Genomic DNA, 25,641 nt, shown 5'->3' on the forward strand with positions numbered 1-25,641 from the left:
AGCGATCACGGACCGGAGCCCTCGGAGCCCGGTATTAGGGCACCGGGCCCGTACTCGAGAGCCGGTGCCGGACGGCCCCGGACCGAAAGATTCCGCATCGGGAGCGAAAGCGATCGGGCGAAGGCGCGGAGAACCGGTGTCCGCCCATCACCTCGCCCGGGAGGCGCCCATGACGGAGACCAAGACGTGACCGGCCTGACCGACGCGCGGACGGCCGGGAGGGTGAGCGACGCCGACCTCGTCCGGGAGTACCGGCGTGACCCCGACCGGTTCACCGACGTCTACGACCGGTACTTCGGCGACGTTCACCGGTACGTCGCGGGACGGCTCGACACCCAGGCGGCCGACGACATCGCGGCCGAGACGTTCCTGGTGGCGTTCCGCAAGCGGGAGCGGTTCGATCCCGCGCGCGGGGCGCTGCGGCCGTGGCTGTTCGGCATCGCCACCAAGCTCGTCGCCCAGCACCGGCGCGTCGAGTCGCGGCACTACGAGACCCTCACGCGCGTGCGGGCGGCCCCCGACGATCACGGTCACGAGAACCAGGTCGTCACGGCGGTCGCCGCGGCCGGGCTGCAGCCGCAGCTCGCCCGGGCCCTCGCCGCGCTGACCCGTAAGGAACGGGACGTCCTGCTGCTCGTGGCGCTCGCCGACCTCAGCCACGAGGAGGTCGCCCAGGCCCTGGGGATCCCGTACGGCACCGTCGGCTCGCGCCTCAACCGGGCCCGGAAGAAGCTTCGCACCGCTCTGGAGAAGGAGATCGACGTCAATGGATGAGCTGCGCATGGTGCGCACGATGCTGGACCGGCCCGCCCCCGACGACGCGGTCGTCGCGAAGGGACGCGAACGGCTCCGTACGGAGACGCGCGGCCGTCGCCGTACGATGCCGGCCCGGAGGACCCTGTGGGTGACGGGCGGTCTCGGCCTCACCGCCGCGACGGCCGCGGCGGCGGTCGCGATCTCCACGACCGGAACCGCCGGGACGGACGGGAACCGATCGGCCGGTCCGCAGGCGGGCCGCTCGACGACCACGACGACGCTCGACGCCCGCTCGATCCTGCTGGCCGCCGCGACCGAGGCGGACGGGCAGACGGACGGCACCGGCGGGTACTGGCACACCACGACCGTGGACCGGAGCTTCTACCGGGTCGCCGACGGCGGTTACACCGTCGTCCAGCAGGAGCAGCACGAGGAGTGGACCCCGAGCCGGCCGGGGCGCCCGCAGTGGAGCAGCGGCCGGTCGCTCGGCGCCCGGCCGGCGACCGCCGCGGACACGGCGGCCTGGCAGCGCGCGGGCTCTCCCGCCACCTTCAAGGTGACGGTCCCGGGCAAGGGCCTCGAGCCGATGACCCTGTCCATGAAGCCGGGAACGGCGAGCGTCTACCGCGCCCCGCTCGTCGACGGCGACAAGGTCTTCTGGCTCGGCCGCAACGTCACCATGAAGGACCTCCGCGCGCTGCCGGCCGACCCGCAGCGGCTGAAGGCCTCCCTGAAGCGCTGGTACGGGGGACACGGGACCGAGTCGTCGAGCGACCCGATGTCCTCGGACCTGTGGCTGTACACCGTCGCCAAGGGCCTCATCACGGACATGCCGGTGACCCCGAAGGTCCGTGGCGCGGCGTTCCGGATGCTCACCGGCCTGCGGACGGTCACGGCGATCGGCCAGGTGAAGGACGCGCAGGGCCGGACGGGCACGGCGATCGCCGTGACCGAGCGGACGAAGCAGGCCGGCGCCCTTCAGCACCGCCTCATCATCGACACCGCCGCCGGGCGCGCGCTGGGCGAGGACCTCGTCGTCGTGAAGCCGGGCGGCTTCACGGCCGGGTTCGCCCCCGGCTCGGTGTGGAACTCCACGACGGTGGTCACGCAGGGCTGGACGGCCTCGGCCCCCACCAGGACCGCCGGACCGCAGCGCAGCCGCCGGCCCCTGAAGAGCCCTGACCGCGGGGCCACTCGGGCGTGAGCCCCAGCCGGCCTCGTGGTGCAGCGCGGCCGCTGACCCCTGAAGAACCCTGATCGCGGGCCCGCTCGGGCGTCAGCCCCAGCGGGCCTCGCGGTGCAGGGCGGCCTTCCGTACGTACGTCTCGGGCGTGTAGGCGAGGACCGCGCGGTCGTCGTCGTTCAGCTCCCGTACGACCTTGCCCGGAACCCCCGCGACGAGAACCCCGGAGGGGATCTTCTTGCCGGGGCCGACGAGGGCGCCCGCCGCGACGAGCGTTCCGGCGCCGATCCGCGCGCCGTTGAGCACGATCGCGCCGATGCCGATGAGCGAGCCGGTCTCGACGTACGCGCCGTGGACCATGGCCTTGTGCCCCAGGCTGACCCGGTCCTCCAGCACCGCCGGCATGCCCGGGTCGGCGTGCAGGCAGGACAGGTCCTGGATGTTGCACTCCTCACCGACGATGATCTCCTCGTCGTCGCCGCGCAGCACCGAGCCGTACCAGACGTTGGCCGCGCGGCCGAGCCGCACGCGGCCGACGACGACGGCTCCGGGGGCGACCCACGCCTCCGGGTGGATGTCGGGCCCGTGCTCGCCGAGCGTGCCGTGGAAGAAGTCAGTCACGGTCGTCCAGTCTAGAAGCGGCGGCGGTGCCGTCTCCGTCCGGTTGGCGCGCCACATTTCCCAAATACCGTATTTTGCGATATTTAAGCTGGGAAGACTCTCGTGTCGCCGCGCCGGCGGACCGGGAATTCCTGCCAGTACTCCCATTCCCCTTGCGCGAAAAGGGGGGAACCATCGAGAGTCGTCACAGACGTTCCTTCGACCCCCGAGGGCCATGAGCAACGAAGCCGAGATCCTGCCGAACCTCTTCCGCGAGGAGCCCCTCCGCGAGGAGACGTTCGAGATCGTCATGCGCGGCTACAACCGCCGTCAGGTCGACGAATACATCGCCCGTACCCGCAACCAGATCCGCGAGCTCGAGGCCCGGCTGTCGCGCGCCCTCGACGAGGTCGAACGCACGCGCCGCGAGATGACCGAGGTCCGCGAGGCCCGGCGTCCGACCGGCGACGACCTGAGCGAGCGACTCCGCCAGATCATCAACCTCGCCGAGGAAGAGGCCCAGTCGAAGCTCAGCGAGGCCGAGCGCAAGGGCACCCAGATCCAGCAGGACGCCGAGCGCGAGGCCAACCGCATCATCGACGAGGCCCGCGGCCAGTCCGAGCGGACGCTCGCCCAGGCCCAGGAGAACGCCGGCCACATGCTGTCCGCGGCCCAGCGCGAGTCCGAGCAGATCATGGCCACGGCCAAGAACGACGCGGACACGATGATCACCGAGGCCCGCACGGAGGCCGAGCGCACCCTCACCACCGCCGAGCGCCGCTCGGCGGTCATCAACGAGGACGCCTCCGACCGCCTGGCCCAGCTCACGAAGCGGCACACCCAGGCCCTCGGCCGGCTCAGCGAGATCACCGAGACGCTCGTGACGCTGCTGGAGCAGGAGGAGAAGGCCGGCCCGCTGGAGGAGATGGTCGCCGACGCCGTCGGCCAGAGCGAGCCGGAGCGGCCCGCCGCCCGTCCCGAGCGGCCCGCGGCCCGTCCCGAGCAGCAGCCCCAGCCGCCGCAGCAACAGCAGCAGGCGCAGCCGCAGCCGCCGAACGGCCGTCATCACCAGGCGGGCGCACCGGCCCAGCCCCCGGCCCAGCCGCAGCCGATGCAGCCGGTGCAGCCGCAGCCGGTGCAGCAACCGCAGGAGCGCAATGTCCAGGTGTTCCCGGCGAGCGGCGAGCCCGAGGACTGACGATCGGGCCGGTGACCGTTGGGCGGTCACCGGCCCGATCATCTAGAGTCCTGGGCTGTGAGACGACGACGCGGCGATGCCGGCACCGTACGGCCGATCCGCTACATGGGCGACCCCGGGCTGCGCACCGAGTGCGACCCGGTGCGTTCCTTCGACGCCGACCTGCGACGGCTGATCGACGACATGTTCGCGTCGATGTACGCCAACGACGGCGCCGGACTCGCGGCCAACCAGATCGGCGTCTCCCTGCAGGTCTTCGTCTACGACTGTGACGACGACGCGGGCCGCAACCACGTCGGCCACGTGGTCAACCCGGTCCTGGTGTCCGCCGACGGCGAGACCGTCTCGGACGACGAGGGCTGCCTGTCGCTGCCCGGCCTCCGCTTCCCGACGCCGAGGTACGACCACGCGGTCGTCGAAGGCGTCGACATGACGGGCGCACCGCTGCGCGTGGAGGGCACCGGCTACTTCGCGCGCTGTCTCCAGCACGAGACCGGCCACCTCAAGGGACGGCTGTACGTCGACACCCTCCAGGGCGACGCGCGCAAGGCCGCGCTCCGCGCCGTCCGCGCCGCCGACTGGAGCTGACGCCCCGCGACCGGAGCCGATGGCCCCGCGTCGCCGGCCGGAGCCGACGCCCTGACCCCGGCGACCGGAGCCGGCGACCCGGTGCTCGCGACCGGACCGATGGTCTCGCGCCAGTGAAGATCGTTCCCTGTTAGAGTCGCTCCGTGCCGACTCTCACCGCCCGCTGGTGGCGCCGCCCTTAGGCGGCCTGTCGTCACTGCTTCCCAGACCGCCGCTCCAGAGCGCGGGTCTGGGCAGAGGTCGCCCCGGTGCCGGACGTTCGGGAGCCGACCAGAGGACGGAACCCATGTCCAATGACGAGATCGCCGAGATCCGCGCCCGGATCGACGGGCTCGACCGCCGGATCATCGCGCTGCTGGCCGAACGCGAGACCTTCGTACGCCAGGCCGGCCGGCTGAAGACCGACGCCGGAGCCGTACGCGCCCCGCAACGCGTCGCCCAGGTCGTCCGGCGCGCACGGTCCACCGCCACCGAACTCGGCGCCTCGCCCGACGTGGTCGAACGCACCTACCGAGCGATGATCGGCGCGTTCATCGACCTGGAGCTGGCGAGCATCGGAGCGACGGCCGCTCCGCCCATCGAACCCGCGGGCCCCCACGACGCCGGTGAGCTGCTGACGCTGCAGCGCGCCGCGTACGCGAGCGAGGCGCGGATCTACGGCGACCCCGGGCTCCCGCCGCTGGTCCAGACCCTCGACGAGCTCACCGGGGAGCTGCAGCAGGGCATCGCGTTCAAGGTCACCCACGGCCACCGGATCGTCGGCGCCGTACGCGGCCGCGTCGAGGACGACGTTCTCCACATCGGCCGGCTGACCGTCGCACCGGACTTTCAGGGCCGGGGCCTCGGCACCGCCCTGCTCACGGCCATCGAGCAGTCGGTCACCCCCGCCGTACGACGCGCCGCCCTTTTCACCGGTCATCTCAGCATGGCCAACCTCCGCCTGTACGAGCGCCTCGGCTACGCCGAGGAGCGCCGGGAGCCCCTCCGCCCGGGCGTCGACCTCGTGCACCTCACCAAGCCGCTCGTCTGACGCGCGTGCCCGGCGAGGGTCCCGGTCCGCTGCAGGCCCTCGCCGACCACCCCGGTCAGACGGTCTTGATCGCACCACCGTCGATGACCAGATCCGCACCGTTGACGCTGGCCGCGAGGGGCGAGGCGAGGTAGGTCACCAGCGCGGCCACCTCTGCGGGCTCGATCAGCCGGCCCGTCGTCATGCCCGTCTGCTGGGGCAGCGCCGCCAGGAGCTCCTCCTGGGACACGCCGAACGCCTTCGCCAGCCCGGCGCCGTAGCCGTCGGGCGCCTCCCAGAGCGCGGTCCGCACCGCCCCCGGCGAGACCGTGTTCACCCGGACGCCCTGAGGCCCGAACTCCTCGGCGAGCGCCTTCCCGAACGCGGTCAGCGCCGCCTTGGCCGTCGTGTAGGGGACCGGTCCGGCGTGCGGCATGCGCGCGCCGTTCGAGGAGATGTTGACGATCACGCCCCGGCTGCGGAGCAGGCCGGGCAGAGCGGCGCGGGTCGTGCGGACGGCGGCGAAGAAGTTCACGTCGAACAAGGACTGCCAGTCGCCGTCCGCGAATCCCAGGAAGCCCGGGACCGTCTCGGACCCGTTGTCTCCCCCACCGACGTTGTTGACCAGCAGGTCGAGGTCGCCGCCGAGCTCGGCGAGGGCCCGGTCGACCAGCTGGGCGGGACCGTCGGGCGTCGCCAGGTCCACCGGAACGGTGATCGCACCGGTCTCCTTCAACTCGGGCGTGATCGTCCGTGCCGCCGCAACGACGCGGACGCCTTCCGCGGCGAGAGCCGTCACGATCGCCAGCCCGATCCCGCGGCTCGCGCCGGTCACCAGGGCGGTACGACCAGTGAGCTGAGTATCCATCCGAACCTCCCACGCCAAGAGTCGCGACCTTCACGACGCGATCAATCTAGTAACTGCGACGTCGATGTTGCAAGTAGATCCTAAGTCGGGCCTGGGAGGTAACATGTCGGGGTGGCGACAGTGAATCAGCCCCGGCAGCAGACGAAGCGGCCGCTCCGGGCCGACGCCGAGCGCACGGTGCGCACGATCCTGGAGGCGGCCGAGCGCGTCCTCGCCGCCAATCCGGCGGCGACCATGGAGCAGGTCGCCGAGGCGGCCGGAGTGGCCCGCACGACCGTTCACCGTCGCTTCGCGACCCGTGAGGCGCTCCTGGACGAGCTGACCGGCTGGGCCGCCCGCCAGTTCGCCGAGGCCGTCGACTCGGCGCGTCCGGACGCCACCCCGCCCCTCGTGGCGCTGTACCAGGTCACTGCCAACGTCCTGCGCGTCAAGACCAGTTGGTCGTTCGCGATGAACCGCACCTTCGACGAGGCGCATTCGGAGGCCGCCCGCATCCACGCCGAGATCCAGGAGCGCTGCGTCGGGCTCCTCCGCCGCGCCCGCGAGGCGGGCGTGCTCCGACCCGACGCCGACCTCGACTGGACCCGCCGTGTCTACTACGCGCTGATCCACGAAGCCGCGGCGGAGACCGACGGCGGAGACGCCGACGTCCTCGCCACGAAGGTCGTCGACACCCTGCTGCGCGGCTTCGGCTCCCCGGCCGGCGCCGCCGCGGTGCACACCTGAACCACCGATCACGCCGCCACGGCGAACACGCATCCCGCCCCGCACGACCGCGGCGAACCCCTCCAGCCCCGCCTTCGGCTCCCCCATCGGCGTCGCCGCGGTACACACCCGAGCCACCGATCACGCCGCCACGGCGAACACGCATCCCGCCCCGCACGACCGCGGCGAACCCCTCCAGCCCCGCCTTCGGCTCCCCCATCGGCGTCGCCGCGGTACACACCCGAGCCACCGATCACGCCGCCACGGCGAACACGCATCCCGCCCCGCACGACCGCGGCGAACCCGTCCAGCCCCGCCTTCGATACACGTCACCGATCTCCGCCGCGACCAGGCACGGCCGCTCGGTGATGTCGCCCCATCCGTAGCGCAGCGGCGCCAGCCCGGCGCGTACGGCGGCGTTGTCGCGGCGCAGATCGCGGTGCCGCTCGGCGAACGGGTGCGCCGCCCGCCCGTCCAGTTCGATGACGACGCCGTACGCCTCGGCGCGCGCGTCCTCGTAGGTCACCCGTCCGCCGCGCAGGGACCGGACCTGCTTGGCGCTGGGCGGCAGTCCGTGCGCCCGCTCGACGTCGCGAACGAACCTGATCTCCAGCAGCGTCGTCGCCCCCGCATCGACGTCCGCCAACGCCGCCGTCAGCTCGGCCCGCCACCGTGCCCTCTTCCGCCTCTCCAGCGCGCGCAGCAGCCGCTCCGGCGTGGTGCGACGGCGTTGACAGGCCCGAGCCGGCCACGCCATCGCCTCGTCGAGATCGCGGGCCGAAACGGCCAGGTCGAGGACGGTCTCCTCGATGGTGGTCCGTGGCGGCACCCGCGCGGCATGCCGGGCGTCGTCGACCCGGCTCGAGTAGTGCAGTCGAACGCCCTCGATCGGCAGCACGTTGCGGCCGCGGCGCACCGTCACGTGAACCGGGTCGCGCACGTCATCGACCAGCCCATCGAGCTCCGCCGCCGTGCGATGGCTCAGTGTGGCTCCGGGGCCCGCCCGCAGGACGACGGCCCATAGCACCGCGTCCCGGGGCAGCGGGCCGCTGAACGCCGCGTAGACCCCGGTGAAGACGCGCTGCCACCGGCCGCTCTCGATGCGGGCGCGCAGGACCGCGTCGGTGAGACCGCACGCGAGCGCCTGCCACCGCGCGATCACCCCGTGCTGCCGGGCGAGGACCTGTCCGAGCACGACACCAGCCTGCGCCATCGAGAGGCTGGAGGAGCGTGTCTGAGGGAGGTCTGTGGATAAGCCCCGCTCGACGCCGAGGATTTTCGTCGTTCCGGCCACCGAAACCCTCGGCACTCCGCGCTCAGCCGCGGCGCCCCCATGGTTTGGTGACGGAGAGCACCACGTTGGTCGTGTACAGGGCGATGGCGACACACGAAATGATCACGAGGTTGTACGGGAGGAAGCCCAGGTGCATCCGAGCGATGGATCCCGTGGGATGCCGCGCCACCGCACGCGCCGCGTCGTGCAGCCTGGCCGTGAAGGCGAGGTTCGACGCCGCCGTCGCGACCAGGGTCAGCCAGAACTTCACCGCCACCCAGTGGTACCGGAACAGCCGCCAGGGTGTCCCGAGCGCGAGGATCAGCCCACTGATCAGTGAGAGGAGGCTGAGCGGCAGGACCAGCGCGTCGCCCAGCAAGGGCATGGCGCGGTAGGCGGTGCGCAGCGTCTCCGCGTCCGAGGTGGCGAGGGCGGCCAGCGCGAGGACGAGCACGCAGACCATCAGCGTCAGCCATCCCATCGACGCGATCAGGTGCACGACCAGCGTGGTCTTCCGGGCAGCCGGTGAGAGCCGGAGACGCGACGGCGTACGGACGGCGGAGGCTGACGAAGGAGGGCTGGACACGTCGGTCATGTCAGACCACGATCCCCACGTCGCTTCGGCGAGTCATCCCCTGCCCGGAGGCACCTCGCCTACGCCACCGGGCGTACGACCGGATGCAACCAGCTCACCGCGACGGCCCGCCCCATGACCACCCCTTCCCGCGACGGCCCATCCCCGCGGCGACCCATCCCCGACCGGCCGCACCTCCGAATCGCACCCCCCGAATCGCACCCGCGCACTGCTCGGCACTGCACCGAAGACAACGGCAGCGCAGCGCGTCCGGACCGCAGCGGCACCCACCCGACCCCTGCCTCGCCGAAACCACACCCACGCACCGTGCACCGCGCGGCGCTGGACACAACCCGCCGCAGCGAATCCCCGTACCGCAGCGCATGCGGGCCGCAGCGGCACCCGCCCGACCCCTGCCTCGCCGAAACCACACCCACGCACCGTGCACCGCGCGGCGCTGGACACAACCCGCCGCAGCGAATCCCCGTACCGCAGCGCATGCGGGCCGCAGCGGCACCCACCCGACCGCGGCCTCCCCAGACCACAGCCGCGCCAGACCACAGCCGCGCCGGAGCGCGTCGGTGGCAGAGGGTCCGCGCTCCGCAGGCCGGGTGGGGGACGACGACGGCCCCGTGGCCGGGAGGCCACGGGGCCGAGGACGGGTGCTCAATGGGGATCAGTGCATCGGCATCGGGGGCTCCGCCGGAGCGCCGGTCGGCTTGCGGCGCGGCAGGAGCAGGGCGGGGATGAAGGCCAGCGCGAGCAGGCCCACCGCCCACCAGTAGGTGCTCTGGAAGGCGTCGGCCATCGGACCGACGATCTTCTGCATGATCTGCGGCGGCAGCTTCTGGGCCGCGGACAGCCCGCCGCCGCCCGCACCGCCGCCGAGCTTGTCGGTGAGGGCGTTGGCGAGCAGGACGGACATCAGTGCGGTGCCGATCGAGGCGGACACCTGCTGAATGATGTTCAGCATGGTGCTGGCCTTGGGCACCTCGTCGTGGGACAGCGTCTGAATCGCGGCCGCCATGGTCGGCATCATCGTCATGCCCATGCCCAGGCCCATCACGAACAGCACGGCGCCGAGCGTCCAGTACGAGGTGTCGGCGTGCAGCACCGAGGTGAAGCCGGCCACGGAGGCGACGACCACGAGCAGGCCGATCAGGACGACCCGGCCGGGGCCGATCCGGTCGGTGAGCTTGCCGCCGACCGGCATCGTGATCATCGCGCCGATGCCCTGGGGGGCGAGCAGCAGGCCGGAGGAGAAGGCGCTCTCCTGGCGGACGACCTGGTAGTAGAGCGGCAGCAGCAGCATCGCGCCCATGAACGCGCACATGAACAGGACCATCGTGCCCGACGCCGCCGCGACGGAGCGCCGCTTCAGCAGCCGCAGGTCGATCAGCGGGACGCGGGCGGTCAGCGCGCGGACCGCGAACAGCACCACCAGCACCGCTCCGGCGATCGTGGTGATGAGGACCTCGGGCTTGCTGAAGTCGCTCGCCTGAGCGCCCTTGGCCAGGCCGTAGATCAGCGAGGCCAGGCCGGGCGACAGCAGCACGAGGCCGAGCAGGTCGAGGCGTTCACCCGGGCGCGGGGTGTCGCGCTCGAGGATCCGCGCGGCGAGGAACAGCGCGACGACGCCGATCGGCAGGTTGATGAAGAAGATCCAGCGCCAGGAGACGTCGTCGACCAGCCAACCGCCGAGGATGGGACCGCAGATCGGCCCGAGCAGCATCGGGATGCCGACGACGCTCATCACCTGCCCGACCCGCGACGGGCCGGCCTTCTGGGTGAGGATCGTCATGCCGGCGGGCATGATCATGCCGCCGCCGAGGCCCTGCAGGACGCGGAAGGCGATCAGCGACTCGGCGGACCACGCCAGGCCGGCCAGCGCCGATCCGAGCACGAACAGCGCGATGGAGATCATGTAGAGCCGCTTGGTGCCGAACCGCGCCGACGCCCACCCGGTGACCGGGATCACCGTGGCCAGGGCCAGCGTGTAGCCGGTGGCCACCCACTGGATCGTGGCGAGTGACGAGTGGAATGCTCCGGCGAGGTGGTTGATCGCGACGTTGACGACGGTGACGTCGAGGATCGACATGATCGCGCCGAGGACGACGACCATGGCGACCGCGAGCACTCCCCGGTCGAGCCCTGCCGGCGGCTCGGATATCTGCGGTGGATCTTCCGCGAGTTCAGGGGAGGGGACGGCACTCATCTCGGTCTTCCAATCGTCGGTGACGCTCATCTGGGCGACTAGCTGCGGTTTCAGCGGCGAACCATGATGCCGTGTCGCATCGGCGGACCATCATGCCGGGTGGCACCGACAGTCTCGCAATCGAATTACTGTGCGCGCGGCGGCGCCGCCCCTACGGCGTCCTTCGGGGCGGCGGCGGTCAGCCGTCGAAGCGGCCGGAGCGGCCCCGCTTCACCTCACCGCGGCGGCGCTTGTTCTCCAGGCGACGTTCGTGGACGCGGCGGCTGGGCTTGGTCGGGCGGCGCGGCTTGGGCGGAGGGGCCGTGGCCTCCGTGAGCAGGGCGGACAGCCGGGCCTTGGCGGCCTCCCGGTTGCGCAGCTGCGACCGGTACTCCTCGGCGCGGATGGTGATCACCCCGTCGACCAGGCGTCCGGCGAGGCGCTGCAGCGCGCGTTCCTTGTACGGCTGCGGCAGCGCCGTCGACCCGGCGAGGTCGAAGGACAGCTCGGCTGCGGTGTCGCTGGTGTTGACGTGCTGCCCGCCCGGCCCCGACGAGCGGGAGAAACGCCAGCGGAGCTCGGCGTCGGGGATGACGACCGAGCCGCGGACACGCACGGGATCGGACATACGCCCGATTATCCCCGGCGCACGCGCTCTCTGTCGTCTCATTTACGGCCGGATCCGCGCGGCCTCCCCGGCGCGGCCTCCCCGGCGCGGCCGCCCCTCCCCGGCGCGGCTGCTGCGAGCCGGGACCGTGGGGGGGCCTGGAGCCTTCGGCGCCCCTACACTCCGGGCAGCCGTTCCCGCCTGGACCGGCACCACCTTCGGCGGCCCCGCCGCGCCGAATGCTCCTCACCCAAAGGCCGCGTAGGGGGCGCGCTGATCTTCCCCGTAGCGGAGTGCCGAGGATCCTGGTGGCCGGGGCAACGAAAACCCTCGGCGCTCTGGTCTTCTAGGTGAACGCGCGGCACTCCGGCGGCAAGGTGACCACCGCGACGGCTCAAGTCCTAAGGCACGCCTGGCGCGCGGCGCGGACACCCCGTCCCTGGCAGAGCCGGCGCGGACACCCCGCACTAGCCCGACCGGCGCAGACACCCCATCCCTGGGAGAGCCGGCGCGGACACCCCGCACTAGCCCGACCGGCGCAGACACCCCATCCCTGGGAGAGCCGGCGCGGACACCCCGCACTAGCGCGACCGGCGCGGACACCCCGCACCTAGCCCGACCGGCGCAGACACCCCGTCCCTGGCAGAGCCGGCGCGGACACCCCGCACTAGCGCGACCGGCGCGGACACCCCATCCCTGGGAGAGCCGGCGCGGAGACCACGCACCTAGCGCGACGGTGCGGAGATCCGGTTCCTGGCGGGATTGGCACCATGTGCCTACCGAAATCGGGGCGGGCGTTGCGAGAGCCAGGGCTTCAGGTGCGGTCGCGTTTTCCGGGTGCCGGAGCGCCGGGGGCGTGGCGGGTCACGCCCCCGGCGCGTGGGTCACTCGCCGGACCAGTTGGGCGTGCGCTTCTCGGCGAAGGCGGCCGCGCCCTCCATCGCGTCCTTGGACCCGAAGACGGGCATGATGATCTCGCCCTGCCGGGCGAACTGCTCGTCGCTCGGCCAGTCGCGGGACTCGACGATGACGCGCTTGGTGGCGGCCAGCGCCAGCGGGGCGTTCGCCGCGACCTTGGCGGCCAGTTCCTTGGCGGCCCGCAGGGCCTCTCCGGGCTCGGTGACCCGGTTGACCAGGCCGAGCTCGGCCAGCCGCGCGGCCGGGTAGTGGTCGCCGGTCAGCGCGATCTCCAGCGCGGCGTGGTACGGGATCCGCTGCGGCAGCCGGAGCAGGCCGCCCGCTCCGGCGACCAGGCCGCGCTTGACCTCCGGGAGCCCGAACTTCGACTCCGACGAGGCGACGATCATGTCGCAGGACAGCGCCAGTTCGAAGCCGCCCGCCAGGGCGTACCCCTCGATGGCGGCGATGATGGGCTTGGCCGGGGGCCGCTCGGTGATGCCGCCGAAGCCGCGCCCGCCCTTGCTCGGGTCGTCGCCGGTGAGGAACCCCTTGAGGTCCATGCCGGCGCAGAAGGTGCCGCCGGCGCCGGTGAGGACATAGGCGGAGACGTCCTTGCGCGCGTCGAACTCGTCGATCGCGCTCGCGATGCCCTGGGCGACCGCGCCGTTGATGGCGTTCCTCGCCTCGGGCCGGTTGATCGTGATGACGGCGACGCCGCCGTCCACCTCGGTCAGGACCGCGTCCGACATCAGGACCTCACTTGGGCTGGAAGCGGATGCCGCCGTCGAAGCGGATGACTTCGGCGTTGACGTAGTCGTTCTCGACCAGGGAGCGGACGAGGTGGGCGAACTCGGACGGCCGGCCCATGCGCTTGGGGAAGACGACCGGCGCGACGAGCTTCTTCTTGAACTCTTCGGCCTGCTCGCCCTGGCCGTAGATCGGCGTGTCGATGATGCCGGGGCAGATGGTGTTGACGCGGACGCCGATGGCGGCCAGGTCGCGGGCGGCGGGCACGGTCATGCCGACGATGCCGCCCTTGGAGGAGGAGTAGGCGATCTGGCCGGTCTGCCCTTCGAGGGCGGCGACCGAGGCGGTGTTGATGACCACGCCGCGGGTGCCGAACTCGTCCACCGGCTCGGTCTTGGCGATCGCGGCGGCGCCGAGCCGGAGGCCGTTGAACGTGCCGATCAGGTTGACCTCGATGACCTTCTTGTACGAGGCGAGGTCGTGCGGAGAGCCGTCGCGGTTGACGGTCCGCGTCGCCCAGCCGATGCCGGCGCTGTTCACCACGACGCGCAGGGGCGCGCCGGTGGCGACGGCCGCGTCGACGGCGGCCTGCACCTGCTCCTCGTCGGAGACGTCGACCTTGACGAAGACGCCGCCGATCTCGTCGGCGATCGTCTTGCCCTTGTCCTCGTTGAGGTCGGCGACGACCACCTTGGCACCGTGCGCGGCAAGGTCCCGCGCGGTCGCCTCACCCAGTCCGCTCGCGCCGCCCGTGACGATGGCGGCAACTCCGTTTACGTCCATGAGCAGGAGGTTACCGGACTAGGCCGAATCGAATTCTAGTGATGTTACTCACGCGTATCAAAAATTGTCCAAGCGGTCCGACCGCTATTGCTCCTGAACCTGTACGGCGGGTGCGTGACCGTTCCAGGTGCAGAACAACGTCGAGGTGTGCGCGTCTTTCGTGAAGTCGACCCGCAGCCAGCCCGGCGCGTGCCAGGTCCGCACCTCGTACCCGGCGGCCGGGGTGGCGGAGACCAGCCGGGCCGACGTCGCGGTCATCGAGAGCACGACCTGGCCGCCGGTCAGGGTGTAGCTCCGGGCGTCCGTGTGCGGCGACGGCGTGGGCCGGACGCTGGACGGCCGGGGAGACGCATGCCGTACGGTCCGCTTCGGCGTCGCGCGTACGGTCGGGCTCGCCGGTGGCGGCGAAGAGGGGCCGGCGGCCGGGGAGACGGGGACGTGGTCGACGACGGAGCGGGCCGGCGGCGGGCCGAACACCGCGTTGTGCAGGACCGGGCGCGCGCCGAACCACACCAGCATCACCGCCAGCGAGGTGGCGCCGCCCCAGGCGGCCACGTACGTCATCGCCCGTCGCACCGCCCCAATGGTGCCGCAATAGCCGTGCTTTGTTGCCTTTTCGGCGGTTATGCGGTGCTCAACCTCTAAGGTGCCGGGCATGGCGAATGTGCTCGTGGTGGAGGACGACCCGTTCGTACGGTCGGCACTGATCCGGGAGCTCACCGAGCGGGCGCACGCCGTCCGCAGCGCGGGTACGGCGCTGGACGCCCTCCGTGAGGTGACCCGCGCCGCGCCGGACGTCGTCATCCTGGACCTGGGGCTGCCCGACCTCGACGGCGCGGAGGCGCTGAAGATGCTGCGCGGCGTCTCCGACGTCCCGGTGATCGTGGCGACCGCGCGCGACGACGAGACCGAGATCGTACGGCTGCTGAACGCCGGCGCCGACGACTACCTGATCAAGCCGTTCTCCGCCGAGCACCTGAGCGCCCGCCTCGGCGCCGTGCTCCGCCGGTCCCAGCAGACGGCCCGGCCGCGGGCGTACCAGGTGGGCGGCCTGCGGGTCGATCCGGACCGGCGCGAGGCGTTCCTCGACGACCGGCCGCTCGACCTGACGCGGCGGGAGTTCGACCTGCTGGCCCACCTGGCGTCGCGCCCCGGCCACGTCGTCTCCCGGCGGGAGCTGCTGACCGAGGTGTGGCGGCAGCCGTACGGCGACGACCAGACGATCGACGTGCACCTGTCCTGGCTGCGCCGCAAGCTCGGCGAGACCGCCTCCCGCCCGCGCTACCTGCACACCGTACGCGGCGTGGGCGTCAAGCTGATGGCGCCGTGAGGCGGTCGCTCGCGCTCGTGTCGGCGGCCGTCACCTCGATGGTCGCGCTGGCGTTCCTCATCCCCCTGGCGCTGATGGTCAAGGAGATCGCCCGCGACCGGGCGCTGAACGACGCCGAACGCCAGGCGGGGTCGCTCGCCCCGGCATTGGCCGTCACCACCGACCGCGGTGCCCTGCAGCGCGCCGTCGCCAGCACCCAGGCCGGAGCGGCGGGCCGGATGGCGGTCCACCTGCCCCTCAGGACGGGAGGCACGGTGGGGACCTCGCGGGCGCGGCCCGGCGACCTCGCCACCGCCACCACGCGCGGCCGGTCCTTCTCCGCCCCGGCGGCGGGCGGCTACGTGCTGCTGCAGCCGGTGGCGCTGGACCAGGACCGTACGGCGATCGTCGAGGTGTACCTGCCGCGCCAGGACCTGGCGCGGGGCGTACGGCCGGCGTGGATCACGCTCACGGTCGTGGCCGCCGTACTCGTCGCCGGGTCCGTCGTCGTCGCGGACCGCCTCGGCGCGCGCGTGGTCGGCTCCGCGCGGACCCTGGCCCGCGCGGCGACGGCCCTGGGCGGCGGCGACCTGCGCACCCGGATCGACCCGCAGGGGCCGCCGGAGCTGCGCGACGCCGGCCGCGCGTTCAACACGATGGCCGACCGCGTCGAGCAGCTCCTCGCCGCCGAACGCGAGCTGATCGCCGACCTGTCCCACCGGCTGCGGACCCCCCTCACCGCGATGCGCCTGAACGCCGCGGCGCTCGGCCCCGAACCCGCCGCCGAGCAGACCCGGCTCGCCGTCGCGCGCCTGGAAGAGGAGGTCGACTCGATCATCCGCTCGGCGCGCAAGCCGAAGGAGACCGCCCGGTGCGACGCCGCCGCGGTGCTCCGCGACCGGATGGCCTTCTGGTCCGCCCTCGCCGAGGACCAGGAACGCGACTGCGAGCTGATCGGCGCGGACGGGCCCGTCGCCGTCCCGGTGCCGCGCGGCGAGCTCAGCGCGGTGCTGGACTCACTGCTCGGCAACGTGTTCCGGCACACTGCGGAGGGCACGGCGTTCGCGGTGACGCTGCACGCGGGCGCGGGACTCGTCGGCATCCTCGTGGCCGACGCGGGCCCTGGCATCGCCGACCCGGAGGCCGCGCTGCGCCGGGGCTCCAGCGGCGGCGGCTCCACCGGCCTCGGCCTGGACATCGCCCGCCGCATGGCGGAGACCGTGGGCGGCGACGTCCGGATCGACCGGTCCCCCGCGCTCGGCGGCGCGCAGGTGCAGATCTGGCTGCCCACGACGCCCAAGCGCCCCCGAACGAGGCGGCGGCCTTAGCGTCGCGGAACCGTCCGTCCGCATCGGGGGCTCGTACGAGCCGCTGATCATTGATTGATTACCCGTATGGCGTTGAGAGAGCTCTACCCTCCGATCGAGCCGTACGAGTCCGGCCTCCTCGGTGTCGGTGACGGCAATGACCTGCACTGGGAGGTCTGCGGAAACCCCGCCGGCAAGCCCGCGGTCTTCCTGCACGGCGGCCCGGGCGGCGGCGTCCTGCCCGCCTTCCGCCGGTTCTTCGATCCGGCCGCCTATCGCATCGTGCTGTTCGACCAGCGCAACTGCGGTGCCAGCCGGCCCAGTGCCGGCGACCCGCGGGTCTCGCTGGAGCACAACACGACCCCGCACCTGGTCGCCGACATCGAGCGGCTCCGCGAGCATCTGCGCATCGACCGCTGGCTGGTCTTCGGGGGAAGCTGGGGCAGCACCCTCGCCCTCGCGTACGCCCAGGCCCATCCGCACCGCGTCACCGAACTCGTGCTTCGCGGCATCTACCTGGTCCGCCGGTCCGACGAGGCCTGGACGTTCACCGACACCGGCATCGCCCAGTTGTTCCCCGCCGAGTGGGCGGCGTTCCGCGACGCCGTCCCCGCCGCCGAGCGGGACGACCTGATCGCCGCCTACGGCCGTCGTATCGGCGACCCGGACCCGGCGGTGCACCTCCCCGCGGCCCGTGCCTGGATGGACTGGGAACTGTCCGCCAACACCCTGCTCCCCATCGAGCCGCCGGCACTCGACGACGCGGCCCTCATCTCCTCCGCCCGCATCCTCCACCACTACATCGCGGGCGGCGGGTTCCTCCCCGACGGCGGCCTGCTGCCGGGCATCGACCGCATACGGCACATCCCCGCCGTGATCATCAACGGTCGTTACGACATGAAGACCCCGCCTCGCCAGGCATGGGATCTGCACCAGGCCTGGCCCGAGGCCGAGTTCCACATCGTCGAGGACGCGGGCCACGGCAGCATGGAATCCGGGATCCTGCACCACCTGATCGGCGCCACCGACCGCTTCCGTTCCCGAAGTTCCGCGAACGGGCCCCGGATGGCGTGAAGCCGGGCGTTCCCACTCGGAGCCGGGCACCAGATCAAACGCGCTTCAACCGCTCCTTAAGCACGCCTTAACGGCCGTCCACGGGGCACCGCGCGGCCGTACGTTGGCACCGCCCTGCAGGCGCAGACCCCGCATCCCCGGTTCCACTGGAGGTAGTCCCTCATGAACGCAGACCGCGCGCGCCGCCGACGGCGGATGCCGCTGCTGGTCGGCCTCGCAGCCGTGATCGGCGCCGGCGGCGTCGCCCTGGCGACCGGCGGCGCGAGCACCGGCGGCCTGATGGCGGCGAGCGGCTCGGCCGACACCGCCTCCGTACGGGCCGCGTACCGCACCGTCTCCTCCTGGGACACCGGCTACACCGGCCAGTACACGCTGACCAACGACGGCACCGGCACCGTGCACGGCTGGGACCTGTCCTTCGACCTGCCGGCCGGCGCGAAGGTGACGAGCCTGTGGAACGGCGTGTCCCACCAGGACGGCGCCCACGTCACGGTGAAGAACGAGAGCTGGAACGCCGATCTCGCGCCCGGCCAGGAGCGGCAGGTCGGGTTCACCGTGGACGGCAAGGCGGCGGCCCCGACCGCCTGCCAGGTCAACGGCGCCTCCTGCTCCGGCGACGGCGCTCCCGCGCCCTCCCCCACCACGAGCACTCCCGCCCCGCCGTCGAACCCGCCCTCGGATCCGCCGACCACCCCGCCGTCCTCCTCGGCCGGTGGCTTCGCGCCGTACGTCGACGTCGGCCTCTACCCGCCGTTCGACCTGACCGGCACGGCCGCCAAGACGGGCGTCACGACGTTCAACCTGGCGTTCATCGTGGCCGGCGGCGGCTGCACGCCCAAGTGGGGCGGCTCCCAGGCGCTCGCCGACAACGACGTCGCCAAGCAGATCGGCGCGCTGCGCACGGCCGGCGGTGACGTCCGCGTGTCGTTCGGCGGCGCCAACGGCACCGAACTCGCCCAGGCCTGCTCCGACGCGGGAACGCTCGCGTCCGCGTACAGGCAGGTCATCGACGCGTTCAAGCTGAAGAAGGTCGACTTCGACGTCGAGGGTGCCGCGATCGCCGACCAGGCCGCCAACGGCCGACGCGCCCAGGCGATCGCCACGCTGCAGAAGCAGGTGCCGGGCCTGGAGGTGTCGTTCACGCTGCCGGTCCTGCCGTCCGGGCTGACCCAGGACGGCGTGAACCTGCTGAAGAACGCCAGGCAGAACGGCGACTCCGTCTCGGCCGTCAACATCATGGCGATGGACTACGGCGACGGCCAGGCCCCGAACCCGAGCGGCAAGATGGGCGACTACGCCATCCAGGCGGCGACCTCGACCGAGGCGCAGGTCCGTGACGCGCTCGGCCTGAGCAGCGCGTGGAGCCGGATCGCGGTCACCCCGATGATCGGCGTGAACGACACGAACACCGAGGTGTTCACCGTCGCCGACGCCAAGAAGCTCGCGGCCTTCGCCAAGCAGAAGAACCTCGCGTGGCTGTCGATGTGGTCGGCGACCCGCGACAAGGCGTGCCCCGGCGGACCGCAGCAGTGGGCGAGCGCCACCTGCAGCGGCATCGCCCAGAACGACCTGGACTTCACCAGGGCGTTCACCGGCTGACCGGACCTTCCTCTCCCCGCTCCGTGGCGGGGCCGTGCAGCGCACGCACGGCCCCGCCACGCCCCTGTTGCGGGGCGGGATGGATCACATGGCCGCGGTTCCCGCGCCCCGCTCCCGTGCTCATGGCTACCGTGGGAGGGCCGGTATGAAGATCAACCGGTTACGTCGACCGAGGTTGCCTCCCGTGAACAATGAGAACGTCTCCCACCCGCCCTTCGCCGCGGAGCCGCCGCTCCGCCTGATCGTCACCGGCGGGGGGACCGGCGGCCACACCTACCCGGCCTTGACCGCGGTGCGGACCCTCCGGGCCCGGCTGCAGCGCTCGGGCCGCGCGCTGGAGGTGCTGTGGGTCGGCAAGGCCGACAGCCTCGAGTCGCGGGTCGCCGCCGGGGAGGGCATCCCCTTCGCCACGGTCGTCACCGGCAAGATCCGCCGCTCCAGCAACCCGATCAAGCTCCTGTCCCCGGCCAACGTGAAGGACATGCTCCGGGTCCCGCTGGGCGTGCTCCAGGCCCGGAAGATCATCAAGAGGTTCCGCCCGGACGTGGTGCTGGCGACGGGCGGCTACGTCGCCGTCCCGGTCGGGGTCGCCGCCGCCCGGCTGTGCCACCGTCCCCTGGTGGTCCACGAGCAGACGGTCCGGCTCGGCCTGGCCAACCGCAGCCTCGCCGGCCGGGCGACGCGCGTCGCCGTCTCCTCGGAGTCGACCCTGCCGCTGCTGCCCGAGAAGACCCGCGCGAACGCCGTGGTCACCGGCAATCCGGTACGGCCGGAAGTCCTCCAGGGACGGCCGGAGAAGGCGGTCCACGCGCTGAACCTGCACGGTTTCGACCCGCACCGCCCGACCGTCTACGTCACCGGCGGCGCGCAGGGGTCGCAGCAGATCAACACCCTCGTCGCCGGCATCCTGCCGTGGCTGCTGTCCCGCGCCAACGTCATCCACCAGTGCGGACCGGACAACCTCGCCGGCCTCCGGCAGCACACCGCGTCCCTGCCGCAGGAGCTCGCGGCCCGCTACCTGCTGACCGACTACGTCGGCCCGGAGCTGCCCGACGTCCTCGCGCTGGCCGACGTGGTCATCTCCCGGAGCGGCGCCGGCACGATCGCCGAGCTCACCGCCCTCGGCAAGGCCGCCGTGTTCATCCCGCTCGCCTCCGCGGCGGGCGACGAGCAGGCGCACAACGCGCGTCACCTGCAGGACACCGGAGCCGCCGTCGCCCTGCTCGGGGAGGCGACGCCGCAGACCCTCGGCGCCGCGGTGGATCCGCTGCTCTCCGACCCGGCCAGGCGGGTCGCCATGGCCGAACGGGCCCGCGCCGCCGGACGCCCGGACGCCGCCGACCGGCTCGTCGATGTCCTCTTGTCCGTCGTGGCCCACGGAGCTCACTGAGCCTGCCGGGGCGGGAGTCCGAAGGAGCGCCGGGCCGCATGGACGGATTCACGGCCCATTCCGAGGCCATCGGCGACGCGGCCCGCGGCGCCGATGCCCTGGCCTCCCGGGTGCAGGACATCCATCGCACCACCGACGCCGTGGCGCACTCGCTGTCCGGTTCGCACCCGTGGGGGATCCTCAGGCCCGTACGGAGTGAGTTCCTGTCGCTGGCGGCCGAGTTCCAGCAGCACCTCGGCCACATGTCCGGCGCGATCGAGGGCGCGCGAGAACGCCTCCACACCATGGGGGCCCACTACTCCGCGACCGAGACGATGATCCTGCAGACCCTGGCCCTCGCTGGGCGCGACCACGGCAGCGGCCAGGAGGTCCGCCGGCTGAATCCGGCCTCGCGCTTCTACCGGGACCATCGAACGTGGAACGGGGTCATCACCGCCCTGCCCCCGCCCTTCGGCGCGGCCGGGGCGGCCGCTCTCGACGCATGGCGCTTCACCGGCGACCTGACCAGCGACGACAAGTACAACATCGGCACGGACATCGCCCTGCTGGCCACGGACGCCTCCTCGGCCTTCCTCGAGATCCGCGCCAACTACGACTTCCTCCTCGCCGATCCGATGGGGTTCCTGGTCCGCTACGGCCTCGGCTTCCTGCTCAACGCCTTCTACTGGACGAAGTGGGTCGTGGACTGGCTCACGGGGGATCCGATCGCCGTCGGACAGGCCGCGTACAACTTCGACAGCATCGCCGAGAGCTGCCGCGGCCTCGCGGAGGACCTCGGCGAAGCCCTGAGCCGCACCCTGAGCGGAGAACGAGGGGACGCCGCGGACGCGGCGCGGACCCGCCTGACGGCCCTGCGCGACGGCATCGCGGACACCGGGAACAGCGCCGACCGGATCGCCGCCCTGCTGCAACTCGTCAGCTCGCTCATCGCCGACGTCGAGACCATCCTGCGGGGAATGATCAGCAATCTCGTCGCCTGGGCGGTCTACGCCTGGATCAGCGCCGGGCTGCTCGCGGCCGAGTCGTTCGGGGTCTCGGAGGTCGCCGCCGTCAGGCAGATCACGGCCGAGTCGTCGAGAACGGCCAGCCAGGTGACGAGCGTGCTGACCCTGCTCAAGGCATTCATCCGCCGCATCGGCGAACTCATGGCCCGGCTGCGCACCGAGCTACGGCACATCAAGGAGAAGTCCTTCGCGAAACTCCTCGACTCGTCCGTCGGCGCGAAGTTCTGGAACTCGCCGTACGGCGGCGGGCGCCAGACCATGGACTACGTCAAAGAGGACGCGGTACGGGGACGGCACGCGAAGATCGGCAACTTCCACATCTTCGTGAGCACGTCCAAGCAGGCCGTACGAGCGACGCAGAACGGTGCCCTCAACAAGTTCGGATTCCACCTGTACCGCACCACCCCGACGGGAGAGCGCTATCCCGACGGCAAGCGGCACATCCGGATGATGTCGTACCAGGTGTCGGACGGCAACGGCGGAGTGCGCTCGGTACGGAACCCCGTCGGAGTCGTCGGCGCCTCGGCGGCGACCGTCCTGCCGATCGGCCGCAGCGTCGAGTACCGGCTGCGAGCCGGCCACGTACCGCCCGGCCAGGTCATCGACCAGAACCTCGACCTCTGGGCCACCGAGGGAGACCCGCAGCCCCCCGACCCGGCCACCTGACCCGCTCCCCCGCCGACAGTACGCGCCACGGCATAAGAACCCGGACTCCGCGGTGTCCGTCAGCAGATCACAACCGCCACTTCGACGCACTCCCCGGTGTTGGTGCTGGACTCAGCCTTCCGCCAGTCGACATTCGACAGATCGATCTCGGGCATGAACGCACGTCCCTCGCTGGGTGGGTCAAGAATTCGCCAGTTCCCCGGCGATGAACGTCATCGTATCGGCGGGGCTCAACGCCACCCCGACGAGATGTCTGAACCCCTCGTGAAACGCGCTGACCTCGGCTCTCTCCTCGACGTACAGTTCGCCGGCGAAATTATCGACGTAGACGGCGTCCCGATCGGCCTCTTCCGGGAACTGCAGGATCGTGAATGGGCCACGCCCGGCACCGGGGTGCGCGCCGATGGCGAACGGGATCAGCTGCAAGGTCACGCCGGGCAGGCGGGCCACCTCCGCCAGCCGCTCTAGCTGGGCCCGCATGACCTGCGGTCCGCCGATCGGGCGGCGCAGCACCGCTTCGTCGATGACCGCCCACACACTCAGCGCATCAGGCCCGGTAAGGATTTGCTGGCGCTCCATCCGTACGGTGACGCGGTCTTCGAGTACTTTCTCGCTGGCCTCGTCCGGCGTGACCTGGATCAAGGCACGGGCGTACGCCTCGGTCTGAAAAAGGCCCGGCACGATCAGCGGCTGGTAGGTGAGGAGCTTCGTCGCTTCTGCTTCGAGGCCGATGTAAGTGGTGTACGTCGCCGAAAGCATTTTGCTGTACGGCTGCCACCAACCTTTCTGGCGGCCTTCCCGAGCAAGACGGAGAAGTTCCTCCCGCTCGCGTTCATCGGTGACGCCATAGACCTCGAGGAGGTTGCGGACGTCGCCGATGTTCGGCCGGATCCACTGAGCGCTCTCGATGAACCGCAGCTTCGCGACGGAGAACTCCAGTCGCTCGGCGACCTGCTCCAAGGTCATCCCGGCATGGGCGCGCAACTGCCGTAGCTCGGCGGACAAGCGCCGACGGCGCAGGGTCGGGCTGCGGCGTTCTGGCATGCAGGCGATCGTAGCCACCACAGTCAGGGAACCAGTCATAAGTCACTTTTCATGCCAGGCAAAGATTGCCCTTGAAACTTTGCCTGATCAACGCCATGCTGACCCAGTACCTGGCCCTCAAGTCGTACGGTCAGGCCTTCATTCGCTACGGAGAGTGATGACGATGTCACGTGAACCAACTATTACCGGACGTGTCACCCCCACCGACGTCTCACCCGTCCTCGCCGCCGGACTCCGCCGGCCGTCATGGATCGCGCTGCGCGCCGAACCTGCCGCCGTCGCCCGTGGCCGCCGCTTCGCCGGGGACGTCATCTCCGGGCACACCCTCGACGCCGATCACGCCTACACGGTTCGGCTCCTGGTCTCGGAGCTGCTGACGAACGCCGTCAACGCCGCCCGCGCCCTGCGCGAATGGCCGTACGACGCCTGGCCGCTGCGCCTCGACGTCGCCGCCTGCAGTCGGTGTGCGTACCTCGCCGTCACGGACCCCGATCACCGGCCGCTGCCCGCGTCCGATGAGGGCGGCCAACTCGTCGAGCACGGACGCGGCCTCGGGATCGTCGACCACATCGTCGCCGCCCGATGGGTCACCTACACCGAGCACGGCAAGACGGTGCACGTCGTCGTCGCGGCACCCGATGTCACGTTAACGCCCGAGGAACTGGAGCGGATCCGGGAGTCGCGCCGGTGAGAGCATCTCCCTCCTGGACAACGCCGAGGATTGTGGTGCCCCCAGCAACCAAAAACCACGGCAATAACGGCGGCCGCGGTTTCTGTTGACCGGCGAATGCGCCAATCCGGACATCCGGCCTGCCACACCGAGCAAAGCCCCGGGACCACCGACCCGGACCCCAAGAGCTGTCCACGCCCACGAGACGTACCGAACGCACGGCGACCGCGGGCCATAGGTAAGGCCCGGACGGCGTCAGAATCCCGAGCGCCGCAATGTGCGTCGGCCCCCCTGAACAACGCCGAGGATCGTGGTGCCCCCAGCCACCAAAACCCACGGCACTAACGGCGGCCCCAGTCTCTACCGATCAGCGAAATGCGCCAATCGGGGCATTCAACCGGGCCGATCCGACGTCCGCCCGTAGGGCCCTGCCGTGCCCGCCCCCCGGTTTACGGGAGGGTGCCGATGATGACCGTCGCGTCGGTCTCCTCGCAGGTCGCCACGCGAGCGGACAGGCCGGCACGGGCGACGACCTCCAGGGCGGCCGATACCTGGCGGTCGCTGGTCTCGAAGAGCAGATGACCGCCCGGGGCCAGCCACGCCGGCGCCTCCGTGGTCACGCGGCGGGCGATGTCCAGCCCGTCGGCGCCGCCGTCGAGCGCGACCCGCGCCTCGTGGTCGCGGGCCTCGGCGGGCAGCAGGGGAACCTCTCCCGTGGGGACGTATGGGACGTTGGCCAGGAGGACGTCGACGCGACCGCGCAGCGTCGCGGGCAGCGGTTTGTACAGGTCACCCTCGTACAGCCGACCGCCGACGGCCGCGAGGTTGCGACGGGCGCAGGCGACGGCAGCCGGATCGATGTCGGCGGCGTACACCTCGACTCCCACCCCCACCTGAGCGCCGCCGCGCACCCCTTCCTCGCCGCGTACCTCACGCTCGCCGTATGCCTTAGGCCGGCCACGTACTCCGGCCTCGCGGCGTACCTCACGCTCGCCGTACGCCTTAGGCCGGCCACGTACTCCGGCCTCGCGGCGTACCTCGCTCTCACCGCGCACGCCGGCTCCGCGCGCTCCAGCTCCGCCTGCCTCGGCACCGTCTGCCTCGGCATCGCCCGCCCCGGCATCGCCCGCCCCGGCATCGCCCGCCCCGGCATCGCCCGCCCCGGCATCGCCCGCATCGGTGGCGTCTGGTGCCTCCGGGTCGGCGAGGAGCGCGGCCAGCGCGGCGCTCAGGGCGCCTGAGCCGCAGCACAGGTCGAGGATCACCGCGCCAGAGCCGGCTAGGGCGGCGGCTTGGTGGACGAGGAACTCGGTTCGGCGTCTCGGTACGAACACGCCCGGATCGACCGCGATACGCAGCCCGCAGAACTCAGCCCAGCCGAGAACATGCTCGAGCGGCAGGCCGGCGACGCGCCGGTCCACCATGGCGGCGAGGTCGCCGGGCGTACGTGCCGTGTCCAGCAGCAGCCGCGCCTCATCCTCGGCGAACACGCAGCCGGCGGCCCGGAGACGGGCGACGATCGCGGCGGGGGAAGGGGAGAAGGTCGACATGAGAGGACGACAACCCTACTAGGGCCCGCCTCAACGGCAGCTC

Annotated in this window: 24 protein-coding genes and 1 pseudogene; 13 read left to right on the forward strand and 12 right to left on the reverse strand. The window is 71.8% G+C overall.

What is annotated here, in order from left to right:
* Window positions 1-186 precede the first annotated feature (186 nt).
* Window positions 187-774, forward strand: a complete 588-nt coding sequence (locus NE234_RS22660) for an RNA polymerase sigma factor (RefSeq protein WP_252782502.1) — start codon at window positions 187-189, stop codon at window positions 772-774.
* On the forward strand, window positions 767-1,960 hold the full coding sequence (locus NE234_RS22665; RefSeq protein ID WP_252782503.1) for a CU044_5270 family protein: 1,194 nt from the start codon (window positions 767-769) through the stop codon (window positions 1,958-1,960). Before NE234_RS22660 ends, NE234_RS22665 begins: the two co-directional genes overlap by 8 nt.
* Window positions 1,961-2,032: 72 nt before the next feature.
* Here NE234_RS22665 and NE234_RS22670 read toward each other — a convergent pair whose 3' ends face one another.
* Window positions 2,033-2,560 carry a gamma carbonic anhydrase family protein gene (locus NE234_RS22670; protein WP_252782504.1) on the reverse strand — a complete coding sequence of 176 codons (528 nt, stop codon included), beginning with the start codon at window positions 2,558-2,560 and terminating at the stop codon, window positions 2,033-2,035.
* 214 nt (window positions 2,561-2,774) lie between these two features.
* On the opposite strand from NE234_RS22670, the gene NE234_RS22675 reads away from it, so the two are divergent.
* The 3 genes from NE234_RS22675 (at window position 2,775) to NE234_RS22685 (ending at window position 5,355) form a co-directional block, all read left to right on the forward strand.
* The gene (locus NE234_RS22675; RefSeq protein WP_252782505.1) at window positions 2,775-3,737 is read left to right on the forward strand and encodes a DivIVA domain-containing protein; all 963 of its coding nucleotides are present in this window, start codon (window positions 2,775-2,777) and stop codon (window positions 3,735-3,737) included.
* A 57-nt stretch (window positions 3,738-3,794) separates the two neighbouring features.
* Complete coding sequence (gene def, locus NE234_RS22680) at window positions 3,795-4,325, forward strand: peptide deformylase (protein WP_252782506.1); 531 nt, start codon at window positions 3,795-3,797, stop codon at window positions 4,323-4,325.
* 286 nt (window positions 4,326-4,611) lie between these two features.
* Complete coding sequence (locus NE234_RS22685; protein ID WP_252782507.1) at window positions 4,612-5,355, forward strand: GNAT family N-acetyltransferase; 744 nt, start codon at window positions 4,612-4,614, stop codon at window positions 5,353-5,355.
* 55 nt (window positions 5,356-5,410) lie between these two features.
* Here the strand turns inward: NE234_RS22685 and NE234_RS22690 are convergent, their stop codons facing one another.
* Window positions 5,411-6,202 carry an SDR family NAD(P)-dependent oxidoreductase gene (locus tag NE234_RS22690; RefSeq protein ID WP_252782508.1) on the reverse strand — a complete coding sequence of 264 codons (792 nt, stop codon included), beginning with the start codon at window positions 6,200-6,202 and terminating at the stop codon, window positions 5,411-5,413.
* Window positions 6,203-6,313: 111 nt separating this feature from the next.
* Between NE234_RS22690 and NE234_RS22695 the strand changes: the two genes are divergently transcribed.
* The gene (locus NE234_RS22695) at window positions 6,314-6,928 is read left to right on the forward strand and encodes a TetR/AcrR family transcriptional regulator (protein WP_252782509.1); all 615 of its coding nucleotides are present in this window, start codon (window positions 6,314-6,316) and stop codon (window positions 6,926-6,928) included.
* Between the two features lie 232 nt (window positions 6,929-7,160).
* Here NE234_RS22695 and NE234_RS22700 read toward each other — a convergent pair whose 3' ends face one another.
* The 7 genes from NE234_RS22700 to NE234_RS22730 all read right to left on the reverse strand — a co-directional run bounded on the left by NE234_RS22700 (window position 7,161) and on the right by NE234_RS22730 (window position 14,561).
* Window positions 7,161-8,102, reverse strand: coding sequence for a hypothetical protein (locus tag NE234_RS22700; RefSeq protein ID WP_252782510.1), 942 nt, complete (start codon window positions 8,100-8,102; stop codon window positions 7,161-7,163).
* A 121-nt stretch (window positions 8,103-8,223) separates the two neighbouring features.
* A complete protein-coding gene (locus NE234_RS22705) occupies window positions 8,224-8,775 on the reverse strand; it encodes a hypothetical protein (protein WP_252782511.1) in 552 nt (183 codons plus the stop codon).
* Window positions 8,776-9,430: 655 nt separating this feature from the next.
* Entirely contained in the window at window positions 9,431-10,999 is a 1,569-nt protein-coding gene (locus NE234_RS22710; protein WP_252782512.1) for a DHA2 family efflux MFS transporter permease subunit, read from the reverse strand.
* 148 nt (window positions 11,000-11,147) lie between these two features.
* Complete coding sequence (gene arfB, locus NE234_RS22715) at window positions 11,148-11,576, reverse strand: alternative ribosome rescue aminoacyl-tRNA hydrolase ArfB (RefSeq protein ID WP_252782513.1); 429 nt, start codon at window positions 11,574-11,576, stop codon at window positions 11,148-11,150.
* An 863-nt stretch (window positions 11,577-12,439) separates the two neighbouring features.
* The gene (locus tag NE234_RS22720; RefSeq protein WP_252782514.1) at window positions 12,440-13,204 is read right to left on the reverse strand and encodes a crotonase/enoyl-CoA hydratase family protein; all 765 of its coding nucleotides are present in this window, start codon (window positions 13,202-13,204) and stop codon (window positions 12,440-12,442) included.
* 7 nt (window positions 13,205-13,211) lie between these two features.
* On the reverse strand, window positions 13,212-13,985 hold the full coding sequence (locus NE234_RS22725) for an SDR family NAD(P)-dependent oxidoreductase (protein ID WP_252782515.1): 774 nt from the start codon (window positions 13,983-13,985) through the stop codon (window positions 13,212-13,214).
* 84 nt (window positions 13,986-14,069) lie between these two features.
* A complete protein-coding gene (locus NE234_RS22730; protein WP_252782516.1) occupies window positions 14,070-14,561 on the reverse strand; it encodes a hypothetical protein in 492 nt (163 codons plus the stop codon).
* A gap of 79 nt (window positions 14,562-14,640) precedes the next feature.
* Here NE234_RS22730 and NE234_RS22735 point away from each other — a divergent pair, with 79 nt between their 5' ends.
* From NE234_RS22735 to NE234_RS22760, 6 genes are all read left to right on the forward strand, one after another.
* A complete protein-coding gene (locus tag NE234_RS22735; RefSeq protein ID WP_252782517.1) occupies window positions 14,641-15,315 on the forward strand; it encodes a response regulator transcription factor in 675 nt (224 codons plus the stop codon).
* Window positions 15,312-16,622: a sensor histidine kinase gene (locus NE234_RS22740; RefSeq protein WP_252782518.1), complete on the forward strand. Its 1,311-nt coding sequence runs from the start codon at window positions 15,312-15,314 to the stop codon at window positions 16,620-16,622. The genes NE234_RS22735 and NE234_RS22740 overlap by 4 nt, the downstream gene beginning before the upstream one ends.
* Window positions 16,623-16,694: 72 nt before the next feature.
* The gene (pip, locus tag NE234_RS22745; protein WP_252782681.1) at window positions 16,695-17,675 is read left to right on the forward strand and encodes a prolyl aminopeptidase; all 981 of its coding nucleotides are present in this window, start codon (window positions 16,695-16,697) and stop codon (window positions 17,673-17,675) included.
* Window positions 17,676-17,837: 162 nt separating this feature from the next.
* Window positions 17,838-19,274 carry a glycoside hydrolase family 18 protein gene (locus tag NE234_RS22750; RefSeq protein WP_252782519.1) on the forward strand — a complete coding sequence of 479 codons (1,437 nt, stop codon included), beginning with the start codon at window positions 17,838-17,840 and terminating at the stop codon, window positions 19,272-19,274.
* 184 nt (window positions 19,275-19,458) lie between these two features.
* Complete coding sequence (locus NE234_RS22755) at window positions 19,459-20,664, forward strand: UDP-N-acetylglucosamine--N-acetylmuramyl-(pentapeptide) pyrophosphoryl-undecaprenol N-acetylglucosamine transferase (RefSeq protein ID WP_252782520.1); 1,206 nt, start codon at window positions 19,459-19,461, stop codon at window positions 20,662-20,664.
* A gap of 38 nt (window positions 20,665-20,702) precedes the next feature.
* Entirely contained in the window at window positions 20,703-22,334 is a 1,632-nt protein-coding gene (locus NE234_RS22760) for a WXG100 family type VII secretion target (protein WP_252782521.1), read from the forward strand.
* Window positions 22,335-22,514: 180 nt separating this feature from the next.
* On the opposite strand, the gene NE234_RS22765 is transcribed toward NE234_RS22760, so the two are convergent.
* Window positions 22,515-23,378 carry a helix-turn-helix domain-containing protein gene (locus NE234_RS22765; RefSeq protein ID WP_252782522.1) on the reverse strand — a complete coding sequence of 288 codons (864 nt, stop codon included), beginning with the start codon at window positions 23,376-23,378 and terminating at the stop codon, window positions 22,515-22,517.
* Between the two features lie 163 nt (window positions 23,379-23,541).
* Between NE234_RS22765 and NE234_RS22770 the strand changes: the two genes are divergently transcribed.
* Entirely contained in the window at window positions 23,542-24,069 is a 528-nt protein-coding gene (locus NE234_RS22770; protein ID WP_252782523.1) for an ATP-binding protein, read from the forward strand.
* 428 nt (window positions 24,070-24,497) lie between these two features.
* On the opposite strand, the gene NE234_RS46270 is transcribed toward NE234_RS22770, so the two are convergent.
* Together NE234_RS46270 and NE234_RS22780 are read right to left on the reverse strand one after the other, a co-directional pair.
* Complete coding sequence (locus NE234_RS46270; RefSeq protein ID WP_454923400.1) at window positions 24,498-25,268, reverse strand: hypothetical protein; 771 nt, start codon at window positions 25,266-25,268, stop codon at window positions 24,498-24,500.
* Window positions 25,248-25,598 (reverse strand): annotated as a pseudogene (locus tag NE234_RS22780) (putative protein N(5)-glutamine methyltransferase); the annotation flags it as partial. The pseudogene NE234_RS22780 and the gene NE234_RS46270, both read right to left, overlap by 21 nt.
* Window positions 25,599-25,641: the final 43 nt, after the last annotated feature.

It is taken from the genome of Actinoallomurus rhizosphaericola (genome assembly GCF_024055675.1).
GTDB classification, from domain to species: Bacteria; Actinomycetota; Actinomycetes; order Streptosporangiales; family Streptosporangiaceae; genus Actinoallomurus; species Actinoallomurus soli.